Here is a 21,504-nt window from a genome sequence, read left to right as displayed (position 1 = left end):
TCAGGCCCGGACTAGAGTCCGTCCATCAGGTTCTTCACCTTCTCGGCCGCGTCGTCCGCTGCCTGGTCGACGGTCATCGCTCCGGTCAGGGCGTTCTGCAGCATGTCCGGGACGATGATATTCATGATCTCGGGGGATTGCGGCAGCGCCGGGAACGGAATGCCGTATGGCAACATCGAGGTCGTGACATCGAGGAACTTGATGTTGTCCAGACGTTCCTTCATCCATTTGGTCTTGAAGCCGTTGAGGTTGCCCGGGTTCGAGCCGGCATACGCCATCTTCAGCGACCATTCAGGGCTCGTCCACATGCAGATGATGGCCTTTGCAGCCGGCTCGTCCACCTTGCCGCCCTCGACATATTCGGGCTTCAGGATGTGAATGTTCGAGCCGCCAAACACGACGGCGCGCTTGCCGTCGGGGCCGGTCGGAATCAGGCCATAGCGCATGTTGTCGATGACGGTCTGCGCCTTGTCCTTGTCGGCGCCCGTTGCCTTCTTCTGCAGGTCGAGCATGACGTTATAGTCGGACGGGTGCGAGACCATCATGCCGAGTTGGCCGGCGACGAACAGGGGCTGGTTATCGGCCTGCTGGTTGGTGAGGGCCGAGACCGGAACCGACTTGTCGCGAACATACATGTCGTAGGAGGCTTGCAACGCCGCCTTGCTTTGCGGGCTATTGAGTTCGACCTCCTTATAGGTCGGGTTCGCGGAGGCTTCGTCGAAGACACCGCCGCCATAGGCCCATAGTTGCGGCATGAAGCGGTACGGCGTGTTGCCGGCGTTCTTTCGCGCCACGAGGCCGTAGCCGGCAATGCCGAGCTTGTCATGGATCTGCTTGGAATATTTGACGACGTCGTCCCAGGTCGCCGGAGCCTTGTCCGGATCGAGGCCCGCACGCTTGAAGATGTCGGCGTTCCAGATGAACGCCATCGTCTCATTGTTGGTGGGAATGCCGTAGGTCACGCCATCCCAGGTTACCGCCTTCATGGCGCCGGGCCAGAAATCCTCCGTGGGATAGCCCACATCTTCCGGCTTGAGCGGCTGCAGATAACCCTTCGAGGCGAACTCGGTTCCACCCAGGATTTGCAGGCGGACCGCCATCGGCGCGGCATTGCCCAGCAGCGCCGTGCGGAACTTGTCGAGAAGGTCGTTGTAGGTGAGGGCCTGATCCTCGAGCTGGATGTTCGGATAGGTCTTGCGGAAGGTCTCGAAGAAATCCTTGTAGTACTGACGCAGCAGGTCGGGGTCGCCCTCGAACACGCCCTGATACCAGAACGTCAGTCGCCCCTTGTAGTCGAGCGGAGTGACCTTGCCGCAATCGGCGGCCGTGTCGAAATCCTGTGTGCCGGCGATGGAGCGCACATATTCCGGCGACCACTTGCTCAAATCGACCGGCGGCGAACCCAGCGCCGATCCCGACATGAGCGACGCCATCAAAGCAGTGGCGACTGTGCCGCGCAGGACGGCACCGCCGAGTGTAATCCTCGTCATAGTATCCTCCCAGATTCTCCCATGCCGCTGTGCGCCAAGGGGCTCGTCCGACCGTGCGGGATGCGTCTTCTGCTCAATGTATCCCTTCGATCATCTGGTACGTTTTCAGATCGTGGATTGCCTGTCAACGCACCCGATCGTACATTGTTTGCAAAACGCGTGTATGATATCGAGCATGCGATGTACTAATCGGGGGAGCCGGCTTTGGCCGAAACAAGTGATTTCAAAGCAGAGCCACCCGTGGGGATTGATCCCATCGGGGCGTCCAGCGAGGGCGCCTCGCTTTATGAGCTGATCCGGGAAGACATCATCGAGGGACGGCTCGCCGCCAACGAACGGCTTGTGGTCACCGATCTCGCCCGGCGTCACGGCACCTCGACCAACCCCGTACGCGAGGCGCTGCAGCTGTTGCGAGGGGAGGGCTTCGTCACCTTTGTCGCCAACCGTGGCGCGCGCGTCCGGCCCATAGACCAGGATTTTGTCCGGGATATCTACGAGATCGGAGTCCTGATCGAGCCGGCCCTGACGCGATGGTTCGTGAACATGGCGACCGGCGAGGACATCGCCGAACTCGAACGCATCCAGGCTCTGATCGAAGAGAACAACTTCACCGACACATTGCGGCACAGTGAACTGGATACCGCCTTCCACACCGTAATGTACCAGCGCCACTACAACCGCCATGCCGCCGAGCTTTGGTGGAAGCATCGCGAAGTGCTGCGAGCCGTGAGCCGGCGTTTCAATTTCACGCTCGCGCGGCGGGCCGCCATCATGCGTGAACACCGCGAGCTCATCGCGCATATCAAAGCGGGAAATGCCGACGAGGCGGCCGAACTCATTGCCCGCCATGTCGAGGGTTCCGGCCGGCACGTTCTCGAACAGATGCGTGCGCGCAACGCCGCTCGGGCCGGATAGAACTTCCAGCCCAGAAAATCATTGGTCCGGCCATCAGACAGAGGTAGTTGAGAGATGAAAATCACGAGCGTTCGGCCGTGGCTGATCAAGTCCGATGCTTCCTATTGGGGAGAGTTCCTGTTCGTCGAGGTGACGACCGACGAAGGGGTGAGCGGCTGGGGGGAAATCACCACCACCACAAGGCTCGCCAACCGCGCGCTGTGCACGATCCTGCGGCAGATCGGTGTTGCCGTCACAGGTGAGGATCCGGCGCGCATCGAGCATCTCTGGCACAAGATTTTCCGCAGCTTCACCTATATGGGCAGCCGCGGCGCCGCAGTCGAATGCGTGAGCGCTATCGACATAGCGCTCTGGGACATTCGCGGCAAAGTTCTAGGCAAGCCGATCTACGAGCTGCTGGGCGGACCGGTGCGCGATGAAATCGCGCTCTATACCCATCCCAACCAGGCCAAGTTTACCAGCAAGGAGGCTGTGGTCCGCGAAATTCGAGACATCGTCGAATCCGGACACACCGGGCTGAAGTTCGATCCTTTCCCCCACCAGGGCCGCATCGCCGATGGCTTGGCGCGCGAACAGCGGGACGGCTACCTCGATGGCGGCATGACCCGCAAGGACGAGCGCGAGGCCGCCGAACTCACGGCTCTGATCCGCGAAACGGCGGGGCCAGATGTCGACATTCTCATCGACGCGCATGGCCGTTTCGATGTACCCACCGCCATTCGCCTCTGCCGGAGCCTCGAGGAAGCCGGCCAGATCGACTGGTTCGAGGAGCCTTGCCCGCCCGAGAGCCTCAATGCCCTGAAGCAAGTGCGCGAGAAGGTCAGCGCCCCTATCTCGTGGGGCGAGCGCGGCCACACCAAATGGGATTTCGTGCCGGTGCTCGAGAACAGGCTTGCGGACTACATCATGCCGGACGTCACCTGGACCGGCGGCATTACCGAACTGAAGAAGATTTCCGCCCTGTGCGAAGCCTACTACATCCCGGTCTCGCCCCATGACGCCGCGGGACCGATCAATGTGGTTGCGGGAGCGCAGGTGATGATGACGGTTCCCAACTTCTACAAGCTCGAAACGTCGGAGTGGAACCTGGACAAATATAATCACCTCATCGACGAGCCACTCGATGTCTCGAACGGCAGCCTCAAGCTGGCGTCGAAGCCGGGTCTCGGTGTCGAGATGAACCGCGACTACCTGCAGGCCCACGAGATAGAGCTTGGCTAGCAACGCTTATGCAGGCCGGGGGTGCGGGGCGCCACCAATCAGAACGAGGATAAGCCATGGCAAAGACGGGTAGCGCCGGCGAGGCGCTCAATCGGGTAAATACGAACTCCAGGCCGAGCGACCTGCGCATCACCGACCTGCGCGTTGCCGAGATCGTCGGCGCGCCGTTCACCTCCGCGCTGGTCAAGATCTACACCAACCAGGGCATTGTCGGCCTGGGCGAAGTGCGCGACGGCGCCAGCGCGACCTATGCGCTGATGCTGAAGAGCCGGTTGCTGGGCGAGAACCCTTGCGACGTCGACCGGCTGTTCCGCCGCATCAAACAATTTGGCGGCCATGGGCGGCAAGGTGGCGGTGTCTCGGCAATCGAGATCGCGCTTTGGGACCTCGCCGGCAAGGCGTATGGCGTGCCGATCTACCAGATGCTGGGAGGACGGTTTCGCGACAAGGTGCGTGTCTATTGCGACACCGACGCGGACAAGCCCAGCGGCACCGAGACCGGAAAGCGGCTCAAGGCGCGGATGGATCTCGGTTTCACCTTCCTCAAGATGGATCTCGGTCTGGCGCAGATTTCGCACATATCGGGCGCAGTGGTGGCGCCGGCCGGCGTGCTCGACGGTTTCCGCAGCCATGCCGCGCGCGGTCCGGCACGCACGCTGGCCGAGCGCCGGGCGCGTAATGCCGCCTATGATGCGCAAAACGTGCCGCATCCCTTCACCGGCCTCCACTTCACCGAAAAGGGCATCGACCTGCTCGACCAATATATCCACGAGGTCCGCGAGGTGATCGGCTACGAGGTTCCGCTCGCCATCGACCATGTCGGCCACATCTCGCTGCAGGACGGCATCCGTCTGGCCCGGCGGATCGAGAAATACGCACCGGCCTGGCTCGAGGACGTGATCCCCTGGCAGTACACCGAGCAGTATCGGCAGTTGCAGCAGGCGACGTCGGTGCCGATCTGCACCGGTGAGGACATCTACCTCAAGGAAGCATTCGAGCCGCTGCTCAATTCAGGCATCTCGGTCATCCACCCGGACTTGCTGACCACCGGCGGCATCCTCGAGACCAAGAAGATCGGCGACGCGGCGCAGGAGCATGGCGTCGCCATGGCCATTCACATGGCGGAAAGCCCGATCGCGGCAATGGCCGCCGCGCATGTCGCGGTAGCGACGGAAAACTTCATGGCGCTCGAATATCACAGCGTCGAAGTCGACTGGTGGGACGACATCGTCACCGGCCTGCCCAAGCCGCTGGTCGAGGACGGGTTCATCACCGTGCCCGACAAGCCTGGTCTGGGCATCGACGACATCGTCGACGAAGTGATCAGCCAGCACCTGCAGCCCGGCGTCACCGACATCTGGCAACCGACCGATCACTGGGACGACGAATATTCCTGGGACCGCACCTGGAGCTGACTCTACACTTCTCTCCTCGGAGGGAGAGGTGAACAGAAGGATGGACCATGATCTATGAACTTCGCATTTACGACTGCGTGCCGGGCCAACTCCCGGCGCTGCTCAAGCGTTTCAACGACCATACCTTGGCGCTGTGGGATAGACATGGCATTCGCCAGGCCGGGTTCTTCACCACGGTGGTCGGCGAAAGCAGCAATCGACTGACCTATTTCATCGCCTGGGAATCCCTTGCCGAGCGCGAAGTGAAATGGAAGGCCTTCACCACCGATCCGGCATGGCTCGAGGCCCGCGACGAGTCCGAGCGCGATGGCCCGATCCTGGCCAATATTTCCAGCCAGTTTCTCGCGCCAACCGCCTTCTCGTCGGTGAAATAGAGGACATCATGAAGATCACCGATCTCAGGTGCGCCGTCATCGGCAGGCACCCCATCGTGCGCATCGTCACCGACGAAGGCCTCCATGGCCTCGGCGAGGTCGAGTACACCAAGCCTTATCTGAAACCCTGGGTGCTGCATTTCCGCGACGCGCTGATCGGCGAGGACCCGACCGATGTCGAACGCGTGATGTTGAAAATCCGCCAGCGCGGCTCGTTCAAGCCCTACGGCGCCGCCGTCAGCGCTATCGAGCATGCTCTGTGGGACATCGCCGGCAAGGCGGCAGGCGTTCCGGTCTACAAGCTGCTCGGCGGCAAGGTGCGCGACAAGGTGCGGGTCTATAACGGTTCCATCCGCAAGAAGCGCACCGGCGACAGGCCGGAGGATTACGCGGCCGACGTCAAATGGATGATGGAGCGGCCGGAAGGTTTCTTCATGGTCAAGCAAGGCATCAGCTTTCATTCCAACATGAAGACCAGCGTCCCCGACTTCCACTACGGCGTGCGTCAGCCGCCGACCTATCACGGCGCGATGGACCAGGGGCAGATCAGCGAGCGCGGCATGGCGCATATGATCGAATGCGTCATCGCCATGAAGGATGTGCTCGGCGATAAGGTCTCGCTGGCGTTGGATTGCGGCCCCGGGTGGTTCCTGCCGGACGCCATCCGCTTCGCTCAGGCGGTGGAAAAATACAATCTGATGTGGCTGGAGGACATGCTGACCGGCGACTACGTGCCATGGGTCAACCCGCAAGCCTACCGCGAACTCACGACATCGACGTCCACCCCCATCCACACCGGCGAGCAGATCTACCTGCGCCATAACTTCAAGGAACTGATCGAGACGCAGGCGGTTCGCGTCATCGGTCCGGATCCCGCCGACATCGGCGGCATCGCCGAGCTCAAATGGGTGGCCGAGCACGCATACATGCACTCGATCATGATGGCGCCGCACGGCACGGCGAACGGTCTGCTGGGCCTCGGTGCGCTGATCAATGTCTGCGCCACGCTGCCGGCCAACTACATCGCCTTCGAATATCCCAGCGCCTCCGACCCGTGGTGGCAGGACATCGTCATCGGCCTGCCCAAGGGGCAGATCGTGAAGGACTCCATGATCGACCTGCTCGAAGCGCCGGGACTGGGTGTCGACATCGATGCCGAAGCAGCGAAGAAGTACCTTGCGGAAGAGGACGCCGGTTTCTTCGACCAATAAAAGATCCGACGCGACCTGAGCGTCAAGGGCTATCGAACGGCTCGCACACATGGGTGAGCGTCCACGCCGTGCCGCCTATTTCGTTTCGGGCAGCATCTCGTCCATCAACAGCTTGACGGCCTCGGCGGATCTTTTCATCCCGGCTTCGTCCATGGCCCAACCGGCGAAGCGTTCCAGCAAGGTGGCGAACCTTACTAGGTCCTGCTCATCCCACTGTGCCAGCGATCCGGCGAAAATCCGCCATTTGGTCTGGCGCACCGCCGCCACGAGGCGCTCACCCTTGGCGGTGAGTTTGAGGCAGATGCGGCGGGCATCGCGTTGCGATGCGACACGGCAGGCATAGCCGCGTTCGACGAGGTCGGCCGCGATGCGGCTGGCGCGCGACGGATCGATCTCGAGGCGCTCGGCGATGACGCCAACCGTCACCTCATCCTGCTGGGTAGCGCTGAAAACCGGATTGTTCGCGATGGCGCTGATCGCATCGAGATGGCTCACTTCCAGCGAAGGGTCTACGCGCGCCAGGATCATGCGGCCGAAGTCGCGGCGCTGGATCGAGCGGCGCACCTTGCTCATTACCGCATCGATGGCGGCCACGGCCTCGGCCGCCGGTTCGGACAGGCCGCTGCCGCGCGCCAGACCGGCGAGGTCCCGATCGCCGCGCGTCTGGAACAGGGATGGAAATCGGTCCGGACTGCTGGATGCGTTGCTGCTCATCCATAGCGCGTTAGCAAGAATATATGCTGATGTCAATTATATGCTGAGCGCACATATCTGGTTGACACCTCTCGGCTGTGGGCACATAAATCGCGCCCCAAGCTACGGAGACACCGATGACTGTCGAGCAGACGCTGCCGGACACAGCGCCCGTGGAGGCCCAAGTCAGGCCCGACCTTACGACCTTGATCGTCTATTTCGGCGCGCTGATCGCCATGTTCATGGCAACCATCGACATGCAGATCGTCGTCACCGCCTTGCCCACCATTGCCGGCGAACTCGGCAATCTGCATTTGTTCGGCTGGGTCGGTGCCGCCTACCTGCTCTCGACCGCCGCGGTCTCGCCATTCTACGGCAAGCTCGGCGACATGTATGGCCGCAAGAATGTCGTGCTGACGGCGATCGGCCTGTTCCTGCTGGGCTCGCTGGTCTGCGGCATGGCATGGTCGATGGAGAGCCTCATCGCCGCGCGCGTGCTGCAAGNGTCTCGGCCTTCGCCATGATCGGCGAACTGTTTTCGCCGCGCGACCGCGCGAAATATCAGGGCTACAGTTCGGCGGTGTTCGCGCTGTCATCAGTGCTCGGCCCGTTGGCCGGCGGCTACATCACCAGCCTGTTCGGCTGGCGCTGGGTGTTCCTGGTCAATCTGCCGATAGGCATCATCGTGCTGGCGGTGCTGGCCTTCGCCATGCGCAGCCGGTTCAACGAAAAACGGCACCGCATCGACTATCTCGGCGGCGCGCTGCTCGCCATCGGCACAACGGCGGTCGTTTATTGGGGCTATCACGTGCTCGACCCCAGCGGGCCGGACCTGCTCACCTTCGTATTGCCACTCCTCGCGCTGGTCGCCATCACCTTGTTCATCATGGTGGAGCGCCGGGCCGAAGAGCCGATCGTGCCGTTGCGGCTGTTCGGCAATTCGACGGTCAGCATCGTCTCGGGCGTGTCGCTGGTCGCCGGAACGGTGACGCTGGGCATGTTCTTCTATTTCGCCCTCTACATGCAGACGCTGACGGGTCTCAGCCCGGCCGAAGTCGGCTTCCTGTTCCTGCCGGCGTCGCTGACATCGATGGTCATCTCGATCGTCGCCGGGCGGGTAATTGCCGCAACCGGACGCTACAAATGGATGCCGGTGGTCGCCATGGGTATTGGCGGGTTTCTGATGCTGGGCTTTGTCCTCACCAACCAGCACACGCCGATCTGGGTGCTGGCAACGATGATGGCTGTGTTCGGCATCAGCATGGGCCTGCAGTTCCAGGTGCTGATCGTGGCGATCCAGGCGGCGGCACCGCTGCAGGATATCGGCGCGGTGACGTCGCTGATCACCCAGGCGCGGACGCTCGGAGCATCGCTGGGTCTGGCGCTGAACGGCGCGGTGATGATCTGGGCGCTGAACCGGCAGACAGCCGAGCTTCCTGCAGACGCCGCCGCCCTGCTGCCGGGTGGCCTGAACGGGTTGACGCCGCACCTCGCATCGAGCCTGCCGGGCGCGATCCGCGAAGTGGTGCTCGACCATTACTCCAGTGGCTTCAACGTGATGTTCATCTGGGTGGCGGCGCTCTATTTCGTCGCCATGGGGCTGACGCTGCTGCTCGAGGACAAAGAGATCCCGAAGCGGGCCTGAGCCAAAGCTTGTGTCATGCGCTGGGTTTAGGCATTTGGCGATGATCTGAAATCACCGAGGAGGACAGCCATGATCATCGACACTCATCTGCACCTGATCGACCTGTCGGCGCTGCGCTATCCCTGGCTCAGCCGCGAGCCGGCGCTCAACCGCGATTTCCCGCACGCAGAATATGCGATCCAGGCCCGCCGCGCCGGTATCGAGGCCGCGCTGCATATGGAGGTCGACGTCGATGAAGCCGACATCCAGGCCGAGACCAGCCATGTGAAGGCGCAGTCGCTGGAGAAGGGCAGTCTGTTGCGCGGGGCGATCGCCTCCTGCCGCCCGGAGGAGGCCGGCTTCGCCGCCTATCTCGGGCGCCAGCAGGCCGATCCCTTCGTCAAGGGGTTCCGCCGCGTGCTGCATGTCATGCCGGACGAGCTTTCGGACAGCGCGCTGTTTCGCGAAAACATCAAGCGGCTTGCCGGCACCGGCCTGACCTTCGACCTCGTCGTCCTGCCGCATCAGATTCCAAGGGCGGTTGCGCTCGCCGATCTGGCGCCGGATGTGCAGTTCGTGCTCGACCATTGCGGCGTGCCCGACATCAAGGCCAGTGCGGAACATCCGTGGCGCGAGCATATGACCGAGATCGCGCGGCGTCCCAATGTCATCGGCAAGATCTCCGGTGTCGTCGCCTATGCCGATGCNCGAGCATATGACCGAGATCGCGCGGCGTCCCAATGTCATCGGCAAGATCTCCGGTGTCGTCGCCTATGCCGATGCCGGCTCATGGACCGTCGAGACCTTGCGCCCCTATGTCGAGCACACGATCGGCTGCTTCGGCTGGGACCGCGTCGTGTGGGGCAGCGACTGGCCGGTGTGCACGCTTGGCGGTGGCCTTGCGACCTGGGTGACAGCGACGCATGCGCTGATCGCGGGAGCCAGTCCCGACGAACGGGCGAAGCTGCTTTCGGGCAATGCCAGGCGGACGTGGAAGCTATAGAGGCGGTACATAGCGCTCGAGATCGCCGGCAAGCGTGCAGAGCACGATCAGTGCTCTATCTGACGCCGATGCCGGCGGTCAGTCCGCCATCAATCCTGTAGTCCGCGCCGGTGCAGAAGCCGGCCTTCGACGAGCAAAGGAAGGCGATGAGTTCCGCCACTTCCTCCGGTTCGCCGATGCGGCCGAGCGGATGCGCCGCGCCGAAGCGCTTGTAGGCCTCTTCGACATCGGCATCGCTGCCGCCGTCACCGCGCGCAGCCTTCTCCAGGATCGGCGTGCGGATCGAGCCCGGGCTGACCGAATTGACGCGGATGCCTGATGCCGCGTAGTCGAGCGCCAGCGAGCGCGTCAGCGTGTGGATGGCGCCCTTGGTCGTGGCATAGGCGGCGACGTTCTGCTGGCAGGCAAAGCCCTGCACCGAGGCGACGTTGACGATGGCGCCGCCTCCGCGCTTGATCATTTCCGGAATGCCGAAATGCGCGGTCAGGTAGATCGAGCCGACATTGACCGTCATCGTTCGGTTCCAGGTTTCCCAGTCGGTGGTCGTCGCCGTGCCATAGGGATGGACGGCGGCTGAATTGACGATGACATCCAGGCCGCCGAACTTCGCGACGCCAGCCGCGACCGCGTCGCGCACCTGATCGGAGACGGACACATCGGTGTCGATGACCAGCACCGCGGCACCAGCACTTTCTAGTTGCGCTTTCATCGCCGCGTTGGCGGCGCGGTCGATGCCGCAGGCGATGATTGCGGCGCCACCGGCCGCAAGGCGTGTGGCGGTTGCCAGGCCGATTCCGGTCGTCCCGGTCACCAGGGCGACCTTGCCGTCGAAATCCGTCATTTCTAAAAACTCCTCCATTTTCTATCGACTCCCATCGGGGTCCAACAATAAGTTGCCAACCTGTCGCAGAAGGAAAGCCGAAATGGAACAATGCTGGCGCTGGTATGGGCCCGATGATCCGGTGACGCTCGATCATGTCAAGCAGGCGGGCGCCACCGGCGTGGTCTCGGCGCTCCACCATATCTATGACGGCCGGGCGTGGCCTGAGGCCGAAGTGCTGGAGCGCAAGCGCATTATCCAGGAAGCAGGACTGACCTGGTCGGTCGTCGAGAGCGTTCCGGTCCACAATTCCTTCAAGATCGGCGCGCAGGAACGCGGGCGCTATGCCGGCTATTACCGCGATTCGATCCGCGCGCTGGCCAAGGCCGGCATCGCCACGATCTGCTACAATTTCATGCCGGTGGTGGACTGGACCCGCACCGATCTAGCCTACCGTCTGCCGACGACAGGCTACGCCCTGCGTTTTGATGCCGTTGATTTCGCCGCCTACGATCTGTTCGTGCTGAAGCGCAAGAACGGTGCTGACAGCTACACGCCGGCGCGTATTGCGCAGGCGGAAGCGCGGCTGAAGGAATTGCCGCCCGAGAAGATCGACCAGATCGAGCGCAATCTGATCGCCGGCCTGCCGGCTACAGAGCGCAAGTATGACCGCGACAGTTTTCGCGAGGCGCTTGCGGACTATGACGGGATCGGGCCGAAGGAGTTGCGCGACAACCTCGCGTGGTTCCTGCGCGAGATCATTCCGGTGGCGGAAGAGGAGGGGGTGCGCATGTGTATCCACCCCGACGATCCGCCGTTTTCGCTCTACGGCCTGCCGCGCGTCGTTTCGACCGCCGAGGATGCGCGTTTCATTCTCAATGCCGTCGACAGCCAGGCCAATGGGCTGACGTTCTGCACCGGGTCCTACGGCACGCGTGCCGACAACGACATCGTCGCCATGGTCAAGGAATTCGCCGACCGCATCCACTTCGCCCATCTGCGCAACATCACCATCGAGGATGACGGCTCGTTCTACGAGGCCGAGCATCTCGAAGGCGGCACCGACATGGCGCATGTCATCCTGGCGCTGATGCAGGAGGAGGCGCGCCGCCGCAAGGAGGGCCGCGCCGACTGGCAAATCCCGATGCGGCCGGACCATGGCCACCTGCTCGCCGACGATATCGGCAAGACAAGGATCAATCCCGGCTACTCGCTGATCGGCCGCCTGAAGGGCTTGGCCGAATTGCGCGGCATCATGCGGGCCGTGGAAACGTTTGGGCTGGCTTGAAGGGGCAACGAACTGCGTTCAATGCCGACGCCGGCTCAGCGTGCGTCGCTGTAGATAATGCGGCCGGCGCGGACGCAAGACACCTCCGATTGCCAGGTTGACAGAAAGCTGACAATGTATCATATCCGGAAAAGCTGACTATGTATCATATTATCCAGCGCTAGGAGAAAGACCGGCAAAGCCGGCGCCCCAGGGAGGCATCGTGGGAGAGGCTATCAGCCAGTGGAGCAATTGGTCGGGCTATGTCACGGCCACGCCGCAGGCTTTTGCCGAACCGCAGAGTCTCGATGAGCTGAGTGGTGCCATTCGCAACTCGCCGGGACCAGTTCGATTTGTCGGCACGGGCCATTCCTTTACGCCGCTGGTCAAGAATGACGGCACCATCCTGTCGCTCGACCGCTTCGAGGGCCTGAGGTCGCACGATCCCGAAAAACTGACGGCGCGGGTCGGCGCCGGCACCAAGATCGGCGCGCTGGCAAAGCTGTTGCACGGCGTCGGCCAGGCGCTGCCGAACATGGGCGACATCGACAAGCAGGCGTTCGGCGGGGCGCTCGGCACCGCCACGCACGGCTCGGGCATCACACTTGGCGCGTACCACACCCAGCTCGAGGCGATGCAGATCGTCGACGGGCGTGGCGCGCTGAAAGAGTTCGACCGTGCCAAGAGCCCCGACATGATCGAAGCCATGGGCGCTTCGCTCGGCGCTTTCGGCGCCGTCACCGAAGTGACGATCCGCAACGTGGCGAGCTACCGGATGCGGCACCGCCGCTGGACGGCGCCGATCGCCGATGTGCTTGCGCAATTCGAAAGCACCATGACGGCGCATCGTTCGGCCGAGTTCTACTACGTGCCGTTTTCGGGCCAGGCGCTGCTGATTGCCAGCGACATCACCGAGGCGCCGGCGACGGTGCGTCCGCCGACGGAAGACGACGATGCGGTGACGACGCTGAGAAAACTGCGCGACTATCTCAGCTGGCTCCCTTGGCTGCGCCGCCGTCTCATCGGCTCGGCCTTCGCCAAGGTGCCGGCCGAGGATTATATCGAGGAGTGGCTGAAGGTCTTCACCTCCGAGCGCAACGTCAAGTTCAACGAGATGGAATACCACCTGCCGTTCGAGGAAGGGGCGGCCGCACTCAGCGAAATCATTGCGCTGCTCGAGACGCGGTTTCCAGAGGTCTATTTTCCGATGGAGGTGCGCGTCGTCGCGCCCGACAATGTCTGGCTCAGCCCCTTCTACAAGCGCCCAACCTGTTCCATCGCCATCCATCACGGCGTCGAGCGCGATCCGATGGCGTTCTTCAACGCCGCCGAGCCGATCTTCAGGAAGCGCGGCGGCCGCCCGCATTGGGGCAAGATGCACAGCCTGACATCAAGGGAATTGAGCGCGCTCTATCCGCGCTGGAACGATGCGATGGCGGTCCGCCGCGAGATGGACCCGGACAACCGCTTCGTGTCGCCCTATATTGCCAGGCTGCTCGGCGTCGCGGCATGAGCCTGACCGACACCTATTTCGCGGAAATGTCGGGCGCGCTCAGGGCAGCCGGGATCTTTCAGCCTTGCCTGGTGCTCGATCTCGACCGGCTCGATCACAACATCGCTGCGATCAAGGCGAAGTTCGCCACGGGCCTCGATCTGCGCCTCGTCGACAAGTCGCTGCCATGCCTGCCGCTGATCGACTATATCCGCGCGGCGTTTGCGACCGACAGGCTGATGACCTTTCATCTGCCGATCAGCGCCGAGATGCTGAAAGTGTTTCCCCAAGTCGATCTCCTGTTGGGCAAGCCGATGCCGGTTGCCGGCGCCAGGCACGCGCTGACGAAGGGCGTTCTCGCCGGGCTCGGCGAAGCTACGTCGCGCATCGTCTGGCTGATCGATACCGAGGAGCGGCTGGCCGCCTATGGCTCGCTCGCCGCCGAGCTCGACCGCGAGCTGCGCGTTTGCTTCGAGGTCGATGTCGGCCTTCATCGCGGCGGTATCAGCGATCCCGACTCACTGGCCCGGGCAGTTTCCGCGTTGGCGAATTACCCGCGGCTGAAATGCGAAGGCGTCATGGCCTACGAGGCGCATATCGGCCATATCCCCAAACTGCTGGGAGGACCGGCCAAGGCGGGCGTCAAGGCGATCAGCCTGTTTCGCCAGTATGTCGCTTGCCTTGCCGCCGACCAGCGCAAGATCCTCAATCTTGGCGGCAGCAGCACCGCATTGCTCTATGACAGCTGGGTCGGCGCCAATGAATTGTCCATCGGATCGGCTTTTATGCTGCCGACCGATTTCGATGTGCCGAGCCTCAGCCAATTGCGGCCTGCCGCATTCATCGCGACGCCGATCCTGAAAGTGGTCGATGTCCAGGCGCCGGGCCTCGACCAGCGCTCCTGGCTGCTGCAGAAGCTCGGGCTGTTGCCGCGGCGCGGCTGTTTTCTCTATGGCGGAAAATGGATGGCGAAGCCCGTCCATCCCGTGGGGATGAAGACCGACAAGACGTTCGGCTTTTCGACCAATCAGCAATTCATGGCGCTGCCCGACAACGTCAATGTCGGGCCTGACGACTACGCCTTCCTGCGTCCGACGCAGAGCGAATTCGTGCTACAGCAGTTCGGTTCGATCCAGGTCTATTCCGGCGGGAAATTCGTCGAGCAATGGGCCGCACTGCCGTTTTCGTAGAGCAATTCCAGGAAAAGTGTGAAGCGGTTTTCCCACAGGAATTGCGTCAAACAAAGAGATCGAAGTGGAGGAGGATACGATGGTCGCCAAGGCAGTCAGAACTCAGCCCGTGCAGCCTGAATGGGCAGCCGAACTCGACCTCGCGCTCNCAAGGATCACATCCGCGAGGTCGCCGAGGCGTGGGTCAAAACCGCGACGCGCAAGAAGGGCGTCCCGACCGGCTCGCCGCTGGAAGGTGAGGAATGGCTGGCTGGCCCGGCGGCGCTGATGGATGGCTGCAACCAGTTCATCCACACGCTGAGCCTGATGGAGGGCAAGAAGTTCCTTGACAATCTGCCGGTTCGCACCTTGCCCAACGGACAGGTGGCTGTGACGGTGGTTCCGAATTCGCTCTGGGACAAGGTGCTGTTCACCGGGCTGAAGGCCGAGATCTGGATGCAGCCCGGCGTGACCAAGGCGAACCTCGCCGCAAACACCGCCTCGGCCTATGACGCGCCGCGCACCAGCCGCAAGGGCAAGATCGGCCTCGTGCTCGGCGCCGGCAACGTCGCCTCGATCGCGCCGCTCGACTGCCTGCACAAGCTGCTCGTCGAACATCAGGTCGTCCTGCTCAAGATGAACCCGGTCAATGATTACCTCGTTGATTTCCTGCGGCCGGCGCTGCGGCCGCTGATCGAATTCGGCGCGCTGCGCATCGTGCGCGGTGGCGCCGATGTCGGTGCGTATCTGTGCAACCACGATCTCGTTGACGACATCCACATCACCGGTGCCGCCGCCTCGCATGACGCGATCGTCTGGGGTCCCGGCGAGGAGGGCCGCAAGAACAAGGCGGCGGGCACGCCGCGCAACAGCCGGCGTATCACCTCTGAGCTTGGCGGCGTGGCGCCGACCATCGTGGTGCCCGGCCCATGGTCGAATGCCGACATCGCCTACCATGCCGAACTGATCGCCACACAGAAGCTCAACAATTCCGGTTTCAACTGTATCGCCTGCCAAATGCTCGTGTTGCCCGAAGGCTGGGACAAATCCGACGCGCTTCTGGCGGCCCTCGAAAAGGTGATGCAGAAAGCCCCGTCGCGCCCGGCCTATTATCCCGGCGCGACCGAGCGCCTCGCCGCCTTCGAGGCGCATGCCGACAGCGTACAGAAATTCGAGCGGCCCGGCGGGCCGGCCTGCGTGGTGGTGCCGTTCCGGCCGGGCACGGATACCTATCTGGAAAATGCCGAGGTGTTCGCGCCGGCGCTCAGCGTCATGCGGCTGCCGGCGGGCAATGCGGAATCCTATCTGCGCGCCGCTGTCGCCTACGCCAATGAAAAGCTGCACGGCACGCTTGCCGCCAACATCCTCATCCATCCCAGGACGATCGCCGAGATCGGCCGGCAGCGCTTCGAGGAAATCATTGCCGAACTGCGCTATGGCGGCATCGGCATCAATTCCTGGAGCGGCGTTCTGTTCGCGCTGCTGCGCCCGACCTGGGGTGCTTTCCCTGGCCATACGCTCGACGATGTGCAGAGCGGCATCGGCGTCGTCCACAACACCTATTTGTTCGACAGACCGGAGCGCAGCGTGCTCGAAGCGCCGTTCCGCATCATGCCGAAGCCGGCCTGGTTCCTGACCCACAAAAGGGCACACATGGTCGGCCGCCTGATCACCGAGTTCAACTACCGGCCGAGCCTCATGAAGCTGCCGCGCATCATCTGGAACGCGCTGCGCGGCTAGCAACGAGCATCCGATCTCAAAAACAAAAGCCGGCACAGGAGCTACGACAATGGCTGACGCGGATGCAATCATCGTTGGCGGCGGGCTGGCCGGCCTGGCCGCAGCCGCGGAACTCGGCGATGCCGGCAAGCGCGTGATCATCGTCGAGCAAGAGGGTGGCGGTTTTCTCGGCGGCCAGGCATTCTGGTCGCTCGGCGGCCTGTTTTTGGTCAACACGCCCGAGCAACGCCGCCTGCGCATCAAGGACAGCCGCGACCTCGCCTGGCAGGATTGGCTGGGCTCTGCCCAGTTCGACCGGCCCGAGGACCATTGGCCAAGGAAAGTGGCGGAAGCCTATGTCGATTTCGCCGCCGGCGAGATGCGGCCGTGGCTCTACGCCATGGGCATGCGCTGGTGGCCGGTGGTCGGCTGGGCCGAGCGCGGCGGCGCGCTGGCCAATGGCCACGGCAATTCAGTGCCGCGCTTCCACCTGACATGGGGCACTGGGCCGGGCGTGGTCGCGCCGTTCGAAAGGCGCGTGCGCGAGCACGTCGCCAAAGGGCTGATCACGCTGAAATTCCGCCATCAGGTCAACCGGCTGGTCAAAACCAATGGTGCGGTCACCGGCGTCGTGGGTGAAATGCTGGAGGCGTCCAATGTCGAGCGCGGCAAGCAGTCGAGCCGCACGGCCGTCGGCGATTTCGAGCTTTCGGCCGGTGTCGTGATCGTCACCTCGGGCGGCATCGGCGGCAATCATGAGTTGGTTCGCAAGGTTTGGCCGGTCGGGCGGCTGGGGCCAGCGCCGAAGCGTATGGTTGCCGGCGTGCCGCACCATGTCGACGGCCGCATGGTGGCGATCACCCAGGACGCCGGCGGGGCCGTCATCAACGCCGACCGCATGTGGCACTATGTCGAGGGGATCAAGAACTGGAATCCGATCTGGCCGAACCACGGCATCCGCATCCTGTCGGCGCCGTCGCCGCTATGGTTCGATGCTCTGGGACAACGCATGGAGGCGCCGTTCTTCCCGAGCTTCGATTCGCTCGGCACCTTGAAGCGTATCCTGTCGACGGGACACGATTATTCCTGGTTCGTGCTGAGCAAGACGATCGCTTCGAAGGAGTTCGTGCTGTCGGGTTCGGAGCAAAACCTAGACTTTACGGCCAAGGATTGGCGGGCCGTGCTGAAGAACCGGCGCGGCGGCAAGGCGCCACCATCGGTGGCAGCGTTCCTGGAAAAGGGCGAGGACTTCGTCGTCCGCGACAACCTGGCCGACTTGGTCGCCGGCATGAACGCGCTGTCAGGCGACAATCTGCTCGACTACGACCGGCTCAAGGCGCAGATCGTGGCGCGCGATCGCGAGGTCGACCATGCCTATACCAAGGATGCGCAGGTCACAGCCGTCCGCGGCGCCCGCAACTACATTGGCGACAAGATCTTCCGGGTGACCAAGCCGCACAAGATACTCGATCCCAGGCACGGGCCGCTGATCGCGGTGCGCCTCAACATCCTGACGCGCAAAACGCTTGGCGGCCTGCACACCAATCTCAATTCGCAGGTTCTCGACGGCAATGGCGAACCCATTGCCGGGCTCTATGCGGCAGGCGAGGTGGCCGGCGGCGGTGGCGGCGGCTATCACGGCTACAATGCGCTGGAAGGGACATTTCTCGGCAGCTGCATCTTCTCCGGCAGGAACGCAGGCCGGCACGCCGCGGGCAGGTGACGCGGCTGGCGGGCCAAGAAAAGGTCGATGAGAACAGGACATCCGCCATGTTCCATGGATAGCGACTGCTTTCGATCGCTTGCGGCAACCCAGGCGGTCAGCGAGTTGCGGCTTGCCGGCGCCGACGGTTCCCATGCGCTGGTGCTCGGCGCTGCGGCCCATCAGAGGCCTGCGTTACGCTGGCGCCACCGCGAAATCGAACCCGAGGTCCTGAAGGCCTGGCCGCAAGGTCGGCCGAGCTACCACTCGGCGAAGGAGCCGTCCTTGTGACGCCAGACCGGGTTGCGCCAGCGGTGGCCTTCCTTGGCGCGTTCCTTGACGTAGTCCTCGTCGATTTCGACGCCGAGGCCGGGACCATCGGGGATTGCGACATAGCCATCCTCGTAGCGGAAGACGTCCTTGTTGGCGGCATAGTCGAGCAAATCGTTTGCGGCGTTGTAGTGGATGCCGAGGCTCTGTTCCTGGATGAAGCAGTTGTAGCTGACGGCATCGAGCTGCAGGCAGGCGGCGAGCGCGATCGGGCCGAGCGGGCAGTGGGGCGCCACCGCAATGTCATAGGCCTCGGCCATCGCTGCGATCTTGCGGCATTCGGTGATGCCGCCGGCATGCGACAGGTCTGGTTGGATGATGTCGACGGCGCCTTGTTCGAACACCGATTTGAAATCCCAGCGGCTGTAGAGCCTCTCGCCGAGTGCGATCGGCGTCGAGCCCAGCGCTGCGATCTCCTTCAGCGCCTCGCGATTTTCGCTCAGCACCGGCTCCTCGATGAACATCAGCCGGTAGGGTTCCAACTCCTTGACCAGCATGCGCGCCATCGGCCGGTGGACGCGGCCGTGGAAATCGACGGCGATGCCAATGTTGGACCCAACGGCCTCGCGCACCATGGCGACTCGTTCGACAGCCGCATCTATTCTGTCATGGCTGTCGACGATCTGCAGTTCCTCGGTGCCATTCATCTTCAGCGCCTGAAAACCGCGCGCCACCACTTCCCTGGCGCCATCAGCCACTTCCGCCGGCCGGTCGCCGCCGATCCAGGAATAGACCTTGATGCTGTCGCGCAGCTTGCCGCCGAGCAGTTCGTGCACAGGCACGCCGAGCGCCTTGCCCTTGATGTCCCACAGCGCCTGGTCGATGCCGGCAATGGCGCTCATCAGGATCGGCCCGCCGCGGTAGAAGCCGCCGCGATGCATCACCGTCCAATGGTCCTCGATCAGGCGCGGGTCCTTGCCGATCAGATAATCGCCAAGTTCCTTGACCGCTGCCTCGACCGTCAGCGCACGGCCTTCGACCACAGGCTCGCCCCAGCCGGTAACGCCGGCATCAGTCTCGATCTTCAGGAACAGCCAGCGCGGCGGGACGATGTAGGTGGTGAGCGAGATGATTTTCATGCTGGTCTCAGTTGTTCTTGAGTTTCTTGGCGCTGACCAGGTCGCGCGCCGCAAGGTCGAGGATCCGGCCTGCCGCCGCACGCGCCGCCGCGGCATCGCGCATGCGCAGCGCCTCGACCACCTCACGGTGCGCCGCCACCGCTTCCATGCGCCGGGCGAGCGAAATGGTCGCCGTTGCTTCGAGCGAGAATTTCAGCCCGGTGTCGATCAGATTGCCGATCTGGCGGAAGATCGGGTTGTGGCTCGCGGCATAGACGATCTGGTGGAAGGTGATGTCCGAGCGCGAGAAGGCGGCGAGATCCTCGCCGGCATTGGCCATGCCGCGCCAGGCGGCTTCGAGATCGGCGATCTCCTGCAGCGTCGCACGAGTCGCCGCCAGTTCAGCTACCAGAGGTTCGATGGCGCGGCGCGTTTCGAGGATGGCGTCGAACAATTTGTCGTCCAGCGCATGCGGCGCGTGCCAGGCCAGCACCTGCGGGTCGATGATGTTCCAGTTGTCCTGTTCACATACAACCGTGCCGATGCGCGGTCGCGACAGCACCAGCCCCTTGGCGGCCAGCACCTTCAGCGCCTCGCGGATGACGGTGCGGCTGACGCCATATTCGACGCCGAGTTCGTTTTCGGTCGGCAGGGACGAGCCGGCGGGATAGCGTCCGGAAAAGATGTCTGAGGCAAGCGCCTTGGTCACATCGGGCATGACGCGCGGGCGGCGGGTGTCGCCTGATGCCTTCTTCGAAGTTTCGGTCACCTCAGCCCTCCTCCAAGGCGGCGAAACCACTGATCTCACGTCCCCGGCCTTACCGGATGCGGATGATTTGCGCCAACGATCCCTGGTCAGAGCATGTAGCTCAATTATCATACCAGATCAATTGACGAGTATGATAAAAAGAATTAGAGACTCTGCATCCGGGCTGAGCGCCCGGCCATCGCTGGGAGGTAATCATGCGACTTCTGAAGACCGCGCTCGTCGCGGGCGCCCTTGCCGTGCTGTCCGTCACGACCATCGCAGCATATGCTCAGGACACCAAGATAGGTTTTATCGTCAAACAGCCCGAGGAGCCGTGGTTCCAGGACGAATGGAAGTTCGCCGACCAAGCCGCCAAGGAGAAGGGTTTTACCCTGGTCAAGATCGGCGCCGAGGACGGTGAGAAGCTGATGTCGGCGATCGACAATCTCGGCGCGCAGGGCGCGCAAGGCTTCATCGTCTGCACGCCTGATGTGAAGCTCGGCCCGGCATCGTCGCCAAGGCCGCCGCCAACAATCTCAAGCTGATGACGGTTGATGACCGTCTGGTCGGCGCAGACGGGAATGCGCTGGAAGACGTGCCGCATATGGGCATTTCGGCGACCAAGATCGGCGAGGCCGTCGGCCAGGCGATCGTCGACGAAATGAAGGCGCGCGGCTGGAAGGCCGACGAGGTCGGCGCCATCCGCGTCTCCTATGATCAGTTGCCGACCGCCGTCGACCGGGTCGAAGGCGCCATTTCGGTGCTGAAGGCCAACGGCTTCAAGGCCGAAAACATCTTTGACGCGCCGCAGGCCAAGACCGATACCGAGGCTGCGCTCAATGCGGCGACGGTGGTACTCAACGCCCATGCCGACATCAAGAAGTGGGTCTCCTTCGGCCTCAACGACGAAGCCGTTCTCGGCGCCGTGCGCGCTTCCGAAAGCGTCGGCATCCCGGCCGAAAACGTGATCGGCGTCGGCATTGGCGGCGCGGATTCGGCGATCAACGAGTTCAAGAAGCCGACCGCCACCGGCTTCGTCGGCACGGTGATCATCTCGCCGAAGCGTCACGGCTACGAGACTGCGCTCAACATGTATGACTGGGTCGCCAACAACAAGGAACCCGAGAAGCTCATCCTGACCGCCGGTGCGCTGGCCAAGCGCGACGACTACCAGACGGTCCGCAAGGGTCTCGGCATCGAATAATCCTCCCTGTACAAACAGGCGGCGGCTCACAGTCGCCGCCTGTTTGGCA

Annotated in this window: 15 protein-coding genes and 3 pseudogenes; 13 read left to right on the top strand and 5 right to left on the bottom strand. The window is 63.1% G+C overall.

The window, feature by feature from the left end; translation table 11 throughout:
- Positions 1-11: 11 nt before the first annotated feature.
- Positions 12-1,490 (bottom strand): sugar ABC transporter substrate-binding protein, encoded by a 1,479-nt coding sequence (locus X757_RS158740; protein ID WP_023668101.1) that lies wholly within the window; start codon positions 1,488-1,490, stop codon positions 12-14.
- A 204-nt stretch (positions 1,491-1,694) separates the two neighbouring features.
- Here X757_RS158740 and X757_RS158745 point away from each other — a divergent pair, with 204 nt between their 5' ends.
- From X757_RS158745 to X757_RS158765, 5 genes are read left to right on the top strand one after another with little or no spacing between them, the layout of a single operon-like run.
- Positions 1,695-2,405, top strand: coding sequence for a GntR family transcriptional regulator (locus tag X757_RS158745; RefSeq protein WP_023681193.1), 711 nt, complete (start codon positions 1,695-1,697; stop codon positions 2,403-2,405).
- A 54-nt stretch (positions 2,406-2,459) separates the two neighbouring features.
- Positions 2,460-3,626, top strand: a complete 1,167-nt coding sequence (locus X757_RS158750; RefSeq protein ID WP_023725476.1) for a mandelate racemase/muconate lactonizing enzyme family protein — start codon at positions 2,460-2,462, stop codon at positions 3,624-3,626.
- 56 nt (positions 3,627-3,682) lie between these two features.
- A complete protein-coding gene (locus tag X757_RS158755; RefSeq protein ID WP_023725475.1) occupies positions 3,683-5,041 on the top strand; it encodes a mandelate racemase/muconate lactonizing enzyme family protein in 1,359 nt (452 codons plus the stop codon).
- Positions 5,042-5,088: 47 nt separating this feature from the next.
- The gene (locus X757_RS158760; protein WP_023712163.1) at positions 5,089-5,415 is read left to right on the top strand and encodes an NIPSNAP family protein; all 327 of its coding nucleotides are present in this window, start codon (positions 5,089-5,091) and stop codon (positions 5,413-5,415) included.
- An 8-nt stretch (positions 5,416-5,423) separates the two neighbouring features.
- Positions 5,424-6,626: a mandelate racemase/muconate lactonizing enzyme family protein gene (locus tag X757_RS158765; protein ID WP_023725474.1), complete on the top strand. Its 1,203-nt coding sequence runs from the start codon at positions 5,424-5,426 to the stop codon at positions 6,624-6,626.
- Between the two features lie 75 nt (positions 6,627-6,701).
- Here X757_RS158765 and X757_RS01000000164595 read toward each other — a convergent pair whose 3' ends face one another.
- Positions 6,702-7,340, bottom strand: a complete 639-nt coding sequence (locus X757_RS01000000164595) for a MarR family winged helix-turn-helix transcriptional regulator (protein WP_023702117.1) — start codon at positions 7,338-7,340, stop codon at positions 6,702-6,704.
- Between the two features lie 116 nt (positions 7,341-7,456).
- Between X757_RS01000000164595 and X757_RS01000000164590 the strand changes: the two are divergent.
- Positions 7,457-8,964 (top strand): annotated as a pseudogene (locus X757_RS01000000164590) (MDR family MFS transporter).
- A 69-nt stretch (positions 8,965-9,033) separates the two neighbouring features.
- Positions 9,034-9,946 (top strand): annotated as a pseudogene (locus tag X757_RS01000000164585) (amidohydrolase).
- A 55-nt stretch (positions 9,947-10,001) separates the two neighbouring features.
- On the opposite strand, the gene X757_RS158770 reads toward X757_RS01000000164585, so the two are convergent.
- On the bottom strand, positions 10,002-10,787 hold the full coding sequence (locus X757_RS158770) for an SDR family NAD(P)-dependent oxidoreductase (RefSeq protein WP_023725471.1): 786 nt from the start codon (positions 10,785-10,787) through the stop codon (positions 10,002-10,004).
- Positions 10,788-10,869: 82 nt separating this feature from the next.
- Here X757_RS158770 and uxuA point away from each other — a divergent pair, with 82 nt between their 5' ends.
- From uxuA to X757_RS158795, 5 genes are all read left to right on the top strand, one after another.
- Positions 10,870-12,054 (top strand): mannonate dehydratase, encoded by a 1,185-nt coding sequence (uxuA, locus tag X757_RS158775; RefSeq protein WP_023725470.1) that lies wholly within the window; start codon positions 10,870-10,872, stop codon positions 12,052-12,054.
- Positions 12,055-12,256: 202 nt separating this feature from the next.
- Positions 12,257-13,546: a D-arabinono-1,4-lactone oxidase gene (locus X757_RS158780; protein ID WP_023725469.1), complete on the top strand. Its 1,290-nt coding sequence runs from the start codon at positions 12,257-12,259 to the stop codon at positions 13,544-13,546.
- Positions 13,543-14,715, top strand: coding sequence for an alanine racemase (locus tag X757_RS158785; RefSeq protein WP_031251109.1), 1,173 nt, complete (start codon positions 13,543-13,545; stop codon positions 14,713-14,715). The genes X757_RS158780 and X757_RS158785 overlap by 4 nt, the downstream gene beginning before the upstream one ends.
- A 120-nt stretch (positions 14,716-14,835) precedes the next feature.
- Positions 14,836-16,434 (top strand): aldehyde dehydrogenase family protein, encoded by a 1,599-nt coding sequence (locus X757_RS158790; RefSeq protein ID WP_023725467.1) that lies wholly within the window; start codon positions 14,836-14,838, stop codon positions 16,432-16,434.
- A gap of 49 nt (positions 16,435-16,483) precedes the next feature.
- Complete coding sequence (locus X757_RS158795; protein ID WP_023725466.1) at positions 16,484-18,136, top strand: FAD-binding dehydrogenase; 1,653 nt, start codon at positions 16,484-16,486, stop codon at positions 18,134-18,136.
- A gap of 239 nt (positions 18,137-18,375) precedes the next feature.
- On the opposite strand, the gene dgoD is transcribed toward X757_RS158795, so the two are convergent.
- Both dgoD and X757_RS158810 read right to left on the bottom strand, forming a co-directional pair.
- Positions 18,376-19,524, bottom strand: coding sequence for a galactonate dehydratase (gene dgoD, locus X757_RS158805; protein WP_023714596.1), 1,149 nt, complete (start codon positions 19,522-19,524; stop codon positions 18,376-18,378).
- 7 nt (positions 19,525-19,531) lie between these two features.
- Positions 19,532-20,221, bottom strand: a complete 690-nt coding sequence (locus X757_RS158810) for a FadR/GntR family transcriptional regulator (RefSeq protein ID WP_245259915.1) — start codon at positions 20,219-20,221, stop codon at positions 19,532-19,534.
- Positions 20,222-20,466: 245 nt separating this feature from the next.
- Between X757_RS158810 and X757_RS01000000164580 the strand changes: the two are divergent.
- A pseudogene (locus X757_RS01000000164580) lies at positions 20,467-21,455 on the top strand (arabinose ABC transporter substrate-binding protein).
- The last annotated feature ends 49 nt before the right edge of the window (positions 21,456-21,504 follow it).

It is taken from the genome of Mesorhizobium sp. LSHC412B00, from assembly GCF_000503035.1.
Taxonomy (GTDB): domain Bacteria; phylum Pseudomonadota; class Alphaproteobacteria; order Rhizobiales; family Rhizobiaceae; genus Mesorhizobium.
Note: the sequence above shows the minus strand (reverse complement) of the source record. Positions and strands in the feature narration are given on the sequence as shown.

Excerpts from the sequence above, each read along its gene's own strand:
- X757_RS158740 (WP_023668101.1), bottom strand. The coding sequence starts at position 1,490 with ATGACGAGGATTACACTCGGCGGTGCCGTCCTGCGCGGCACAGTCGCC.
- X757_RS158750 (WP_023725476.1), top strand. The coding sequence starts at position 2,460 with ATGAAAATCACGAGCGTTCGGCCGTGGCTGATCAAGTCCGATGCTTCC.
- X757_RS158755 (WP_023725475.1), top strand. The coding sequence starts at position 3,683 with ATGGCAAAGACGGGTAGCGCCGGCGAGGCGCTCAATCGGGTAAATACG.
- X757_RS158760 (WP_023712163.1), top strand. The coding sequence starts at position 5,089 with ATGATCTATGAACTTCGCATTTACGACTGCGTGCCGGGCCAACTCCCG.
- X757_RS158765 (WP_023725474.1), top strand. The coding sequence starts at position 5,424 with ATGAAGATCACCGATCTCAGGTGCGCCGTCATCGGCAGGCACCCCATC.
- X757_RS01000000164595 (WP_023702117.1), bottom strand. The coding sequence starts at position 7,340 with ATGAGCAGCAACGCATCCAGCAGTCCGGACCGATTTCCATCCCTGTTC.
- X757_RS158770 (WP_023725471.1), bottom strand. The coding sequence starts at position 10,787 with ATGACGGATTTCGACGGCAAGGTCGCCCTGGTGACCGGGACGACCGGA.
- uxuA (WP_023725470.1), top strand. The coding sequence starts at position 10,870 with ATGGAACAATGCTGGCGCTGGTATGGGCCCGATGATCCGGTGACGCTC.
- X757_RS158785 (WP_031251109.1), top strand. The coding sequence starts at position 13,543 with ATGAGCCTGACCGACACCTATTTCGCGGAAATGTCGGGCGCGCTCAGG.
- X757_RS158795 (WP_023725466.1), top strand. The coding sequence starts at position 16,484 with ATGGCTGACGCGGATGCAATCATCGTTGGCGGCGGGCTGGCCGGCCTG.
- dgoD (WP_023714596.1), bottom strand. The coding sequence starts at position 19,524 with ATGAAAATCATCTCGCTCACCACCTACATCGTCCCGCCGCGCTGGCTG.
- X757_RS158810 (WP_245259915.1), bottom strand. The coding sequence starts at position 20,221 with ATGCCCGATGTGACCAAGGCGCTTGCCTCAGACATCTTTTCCGGACGC.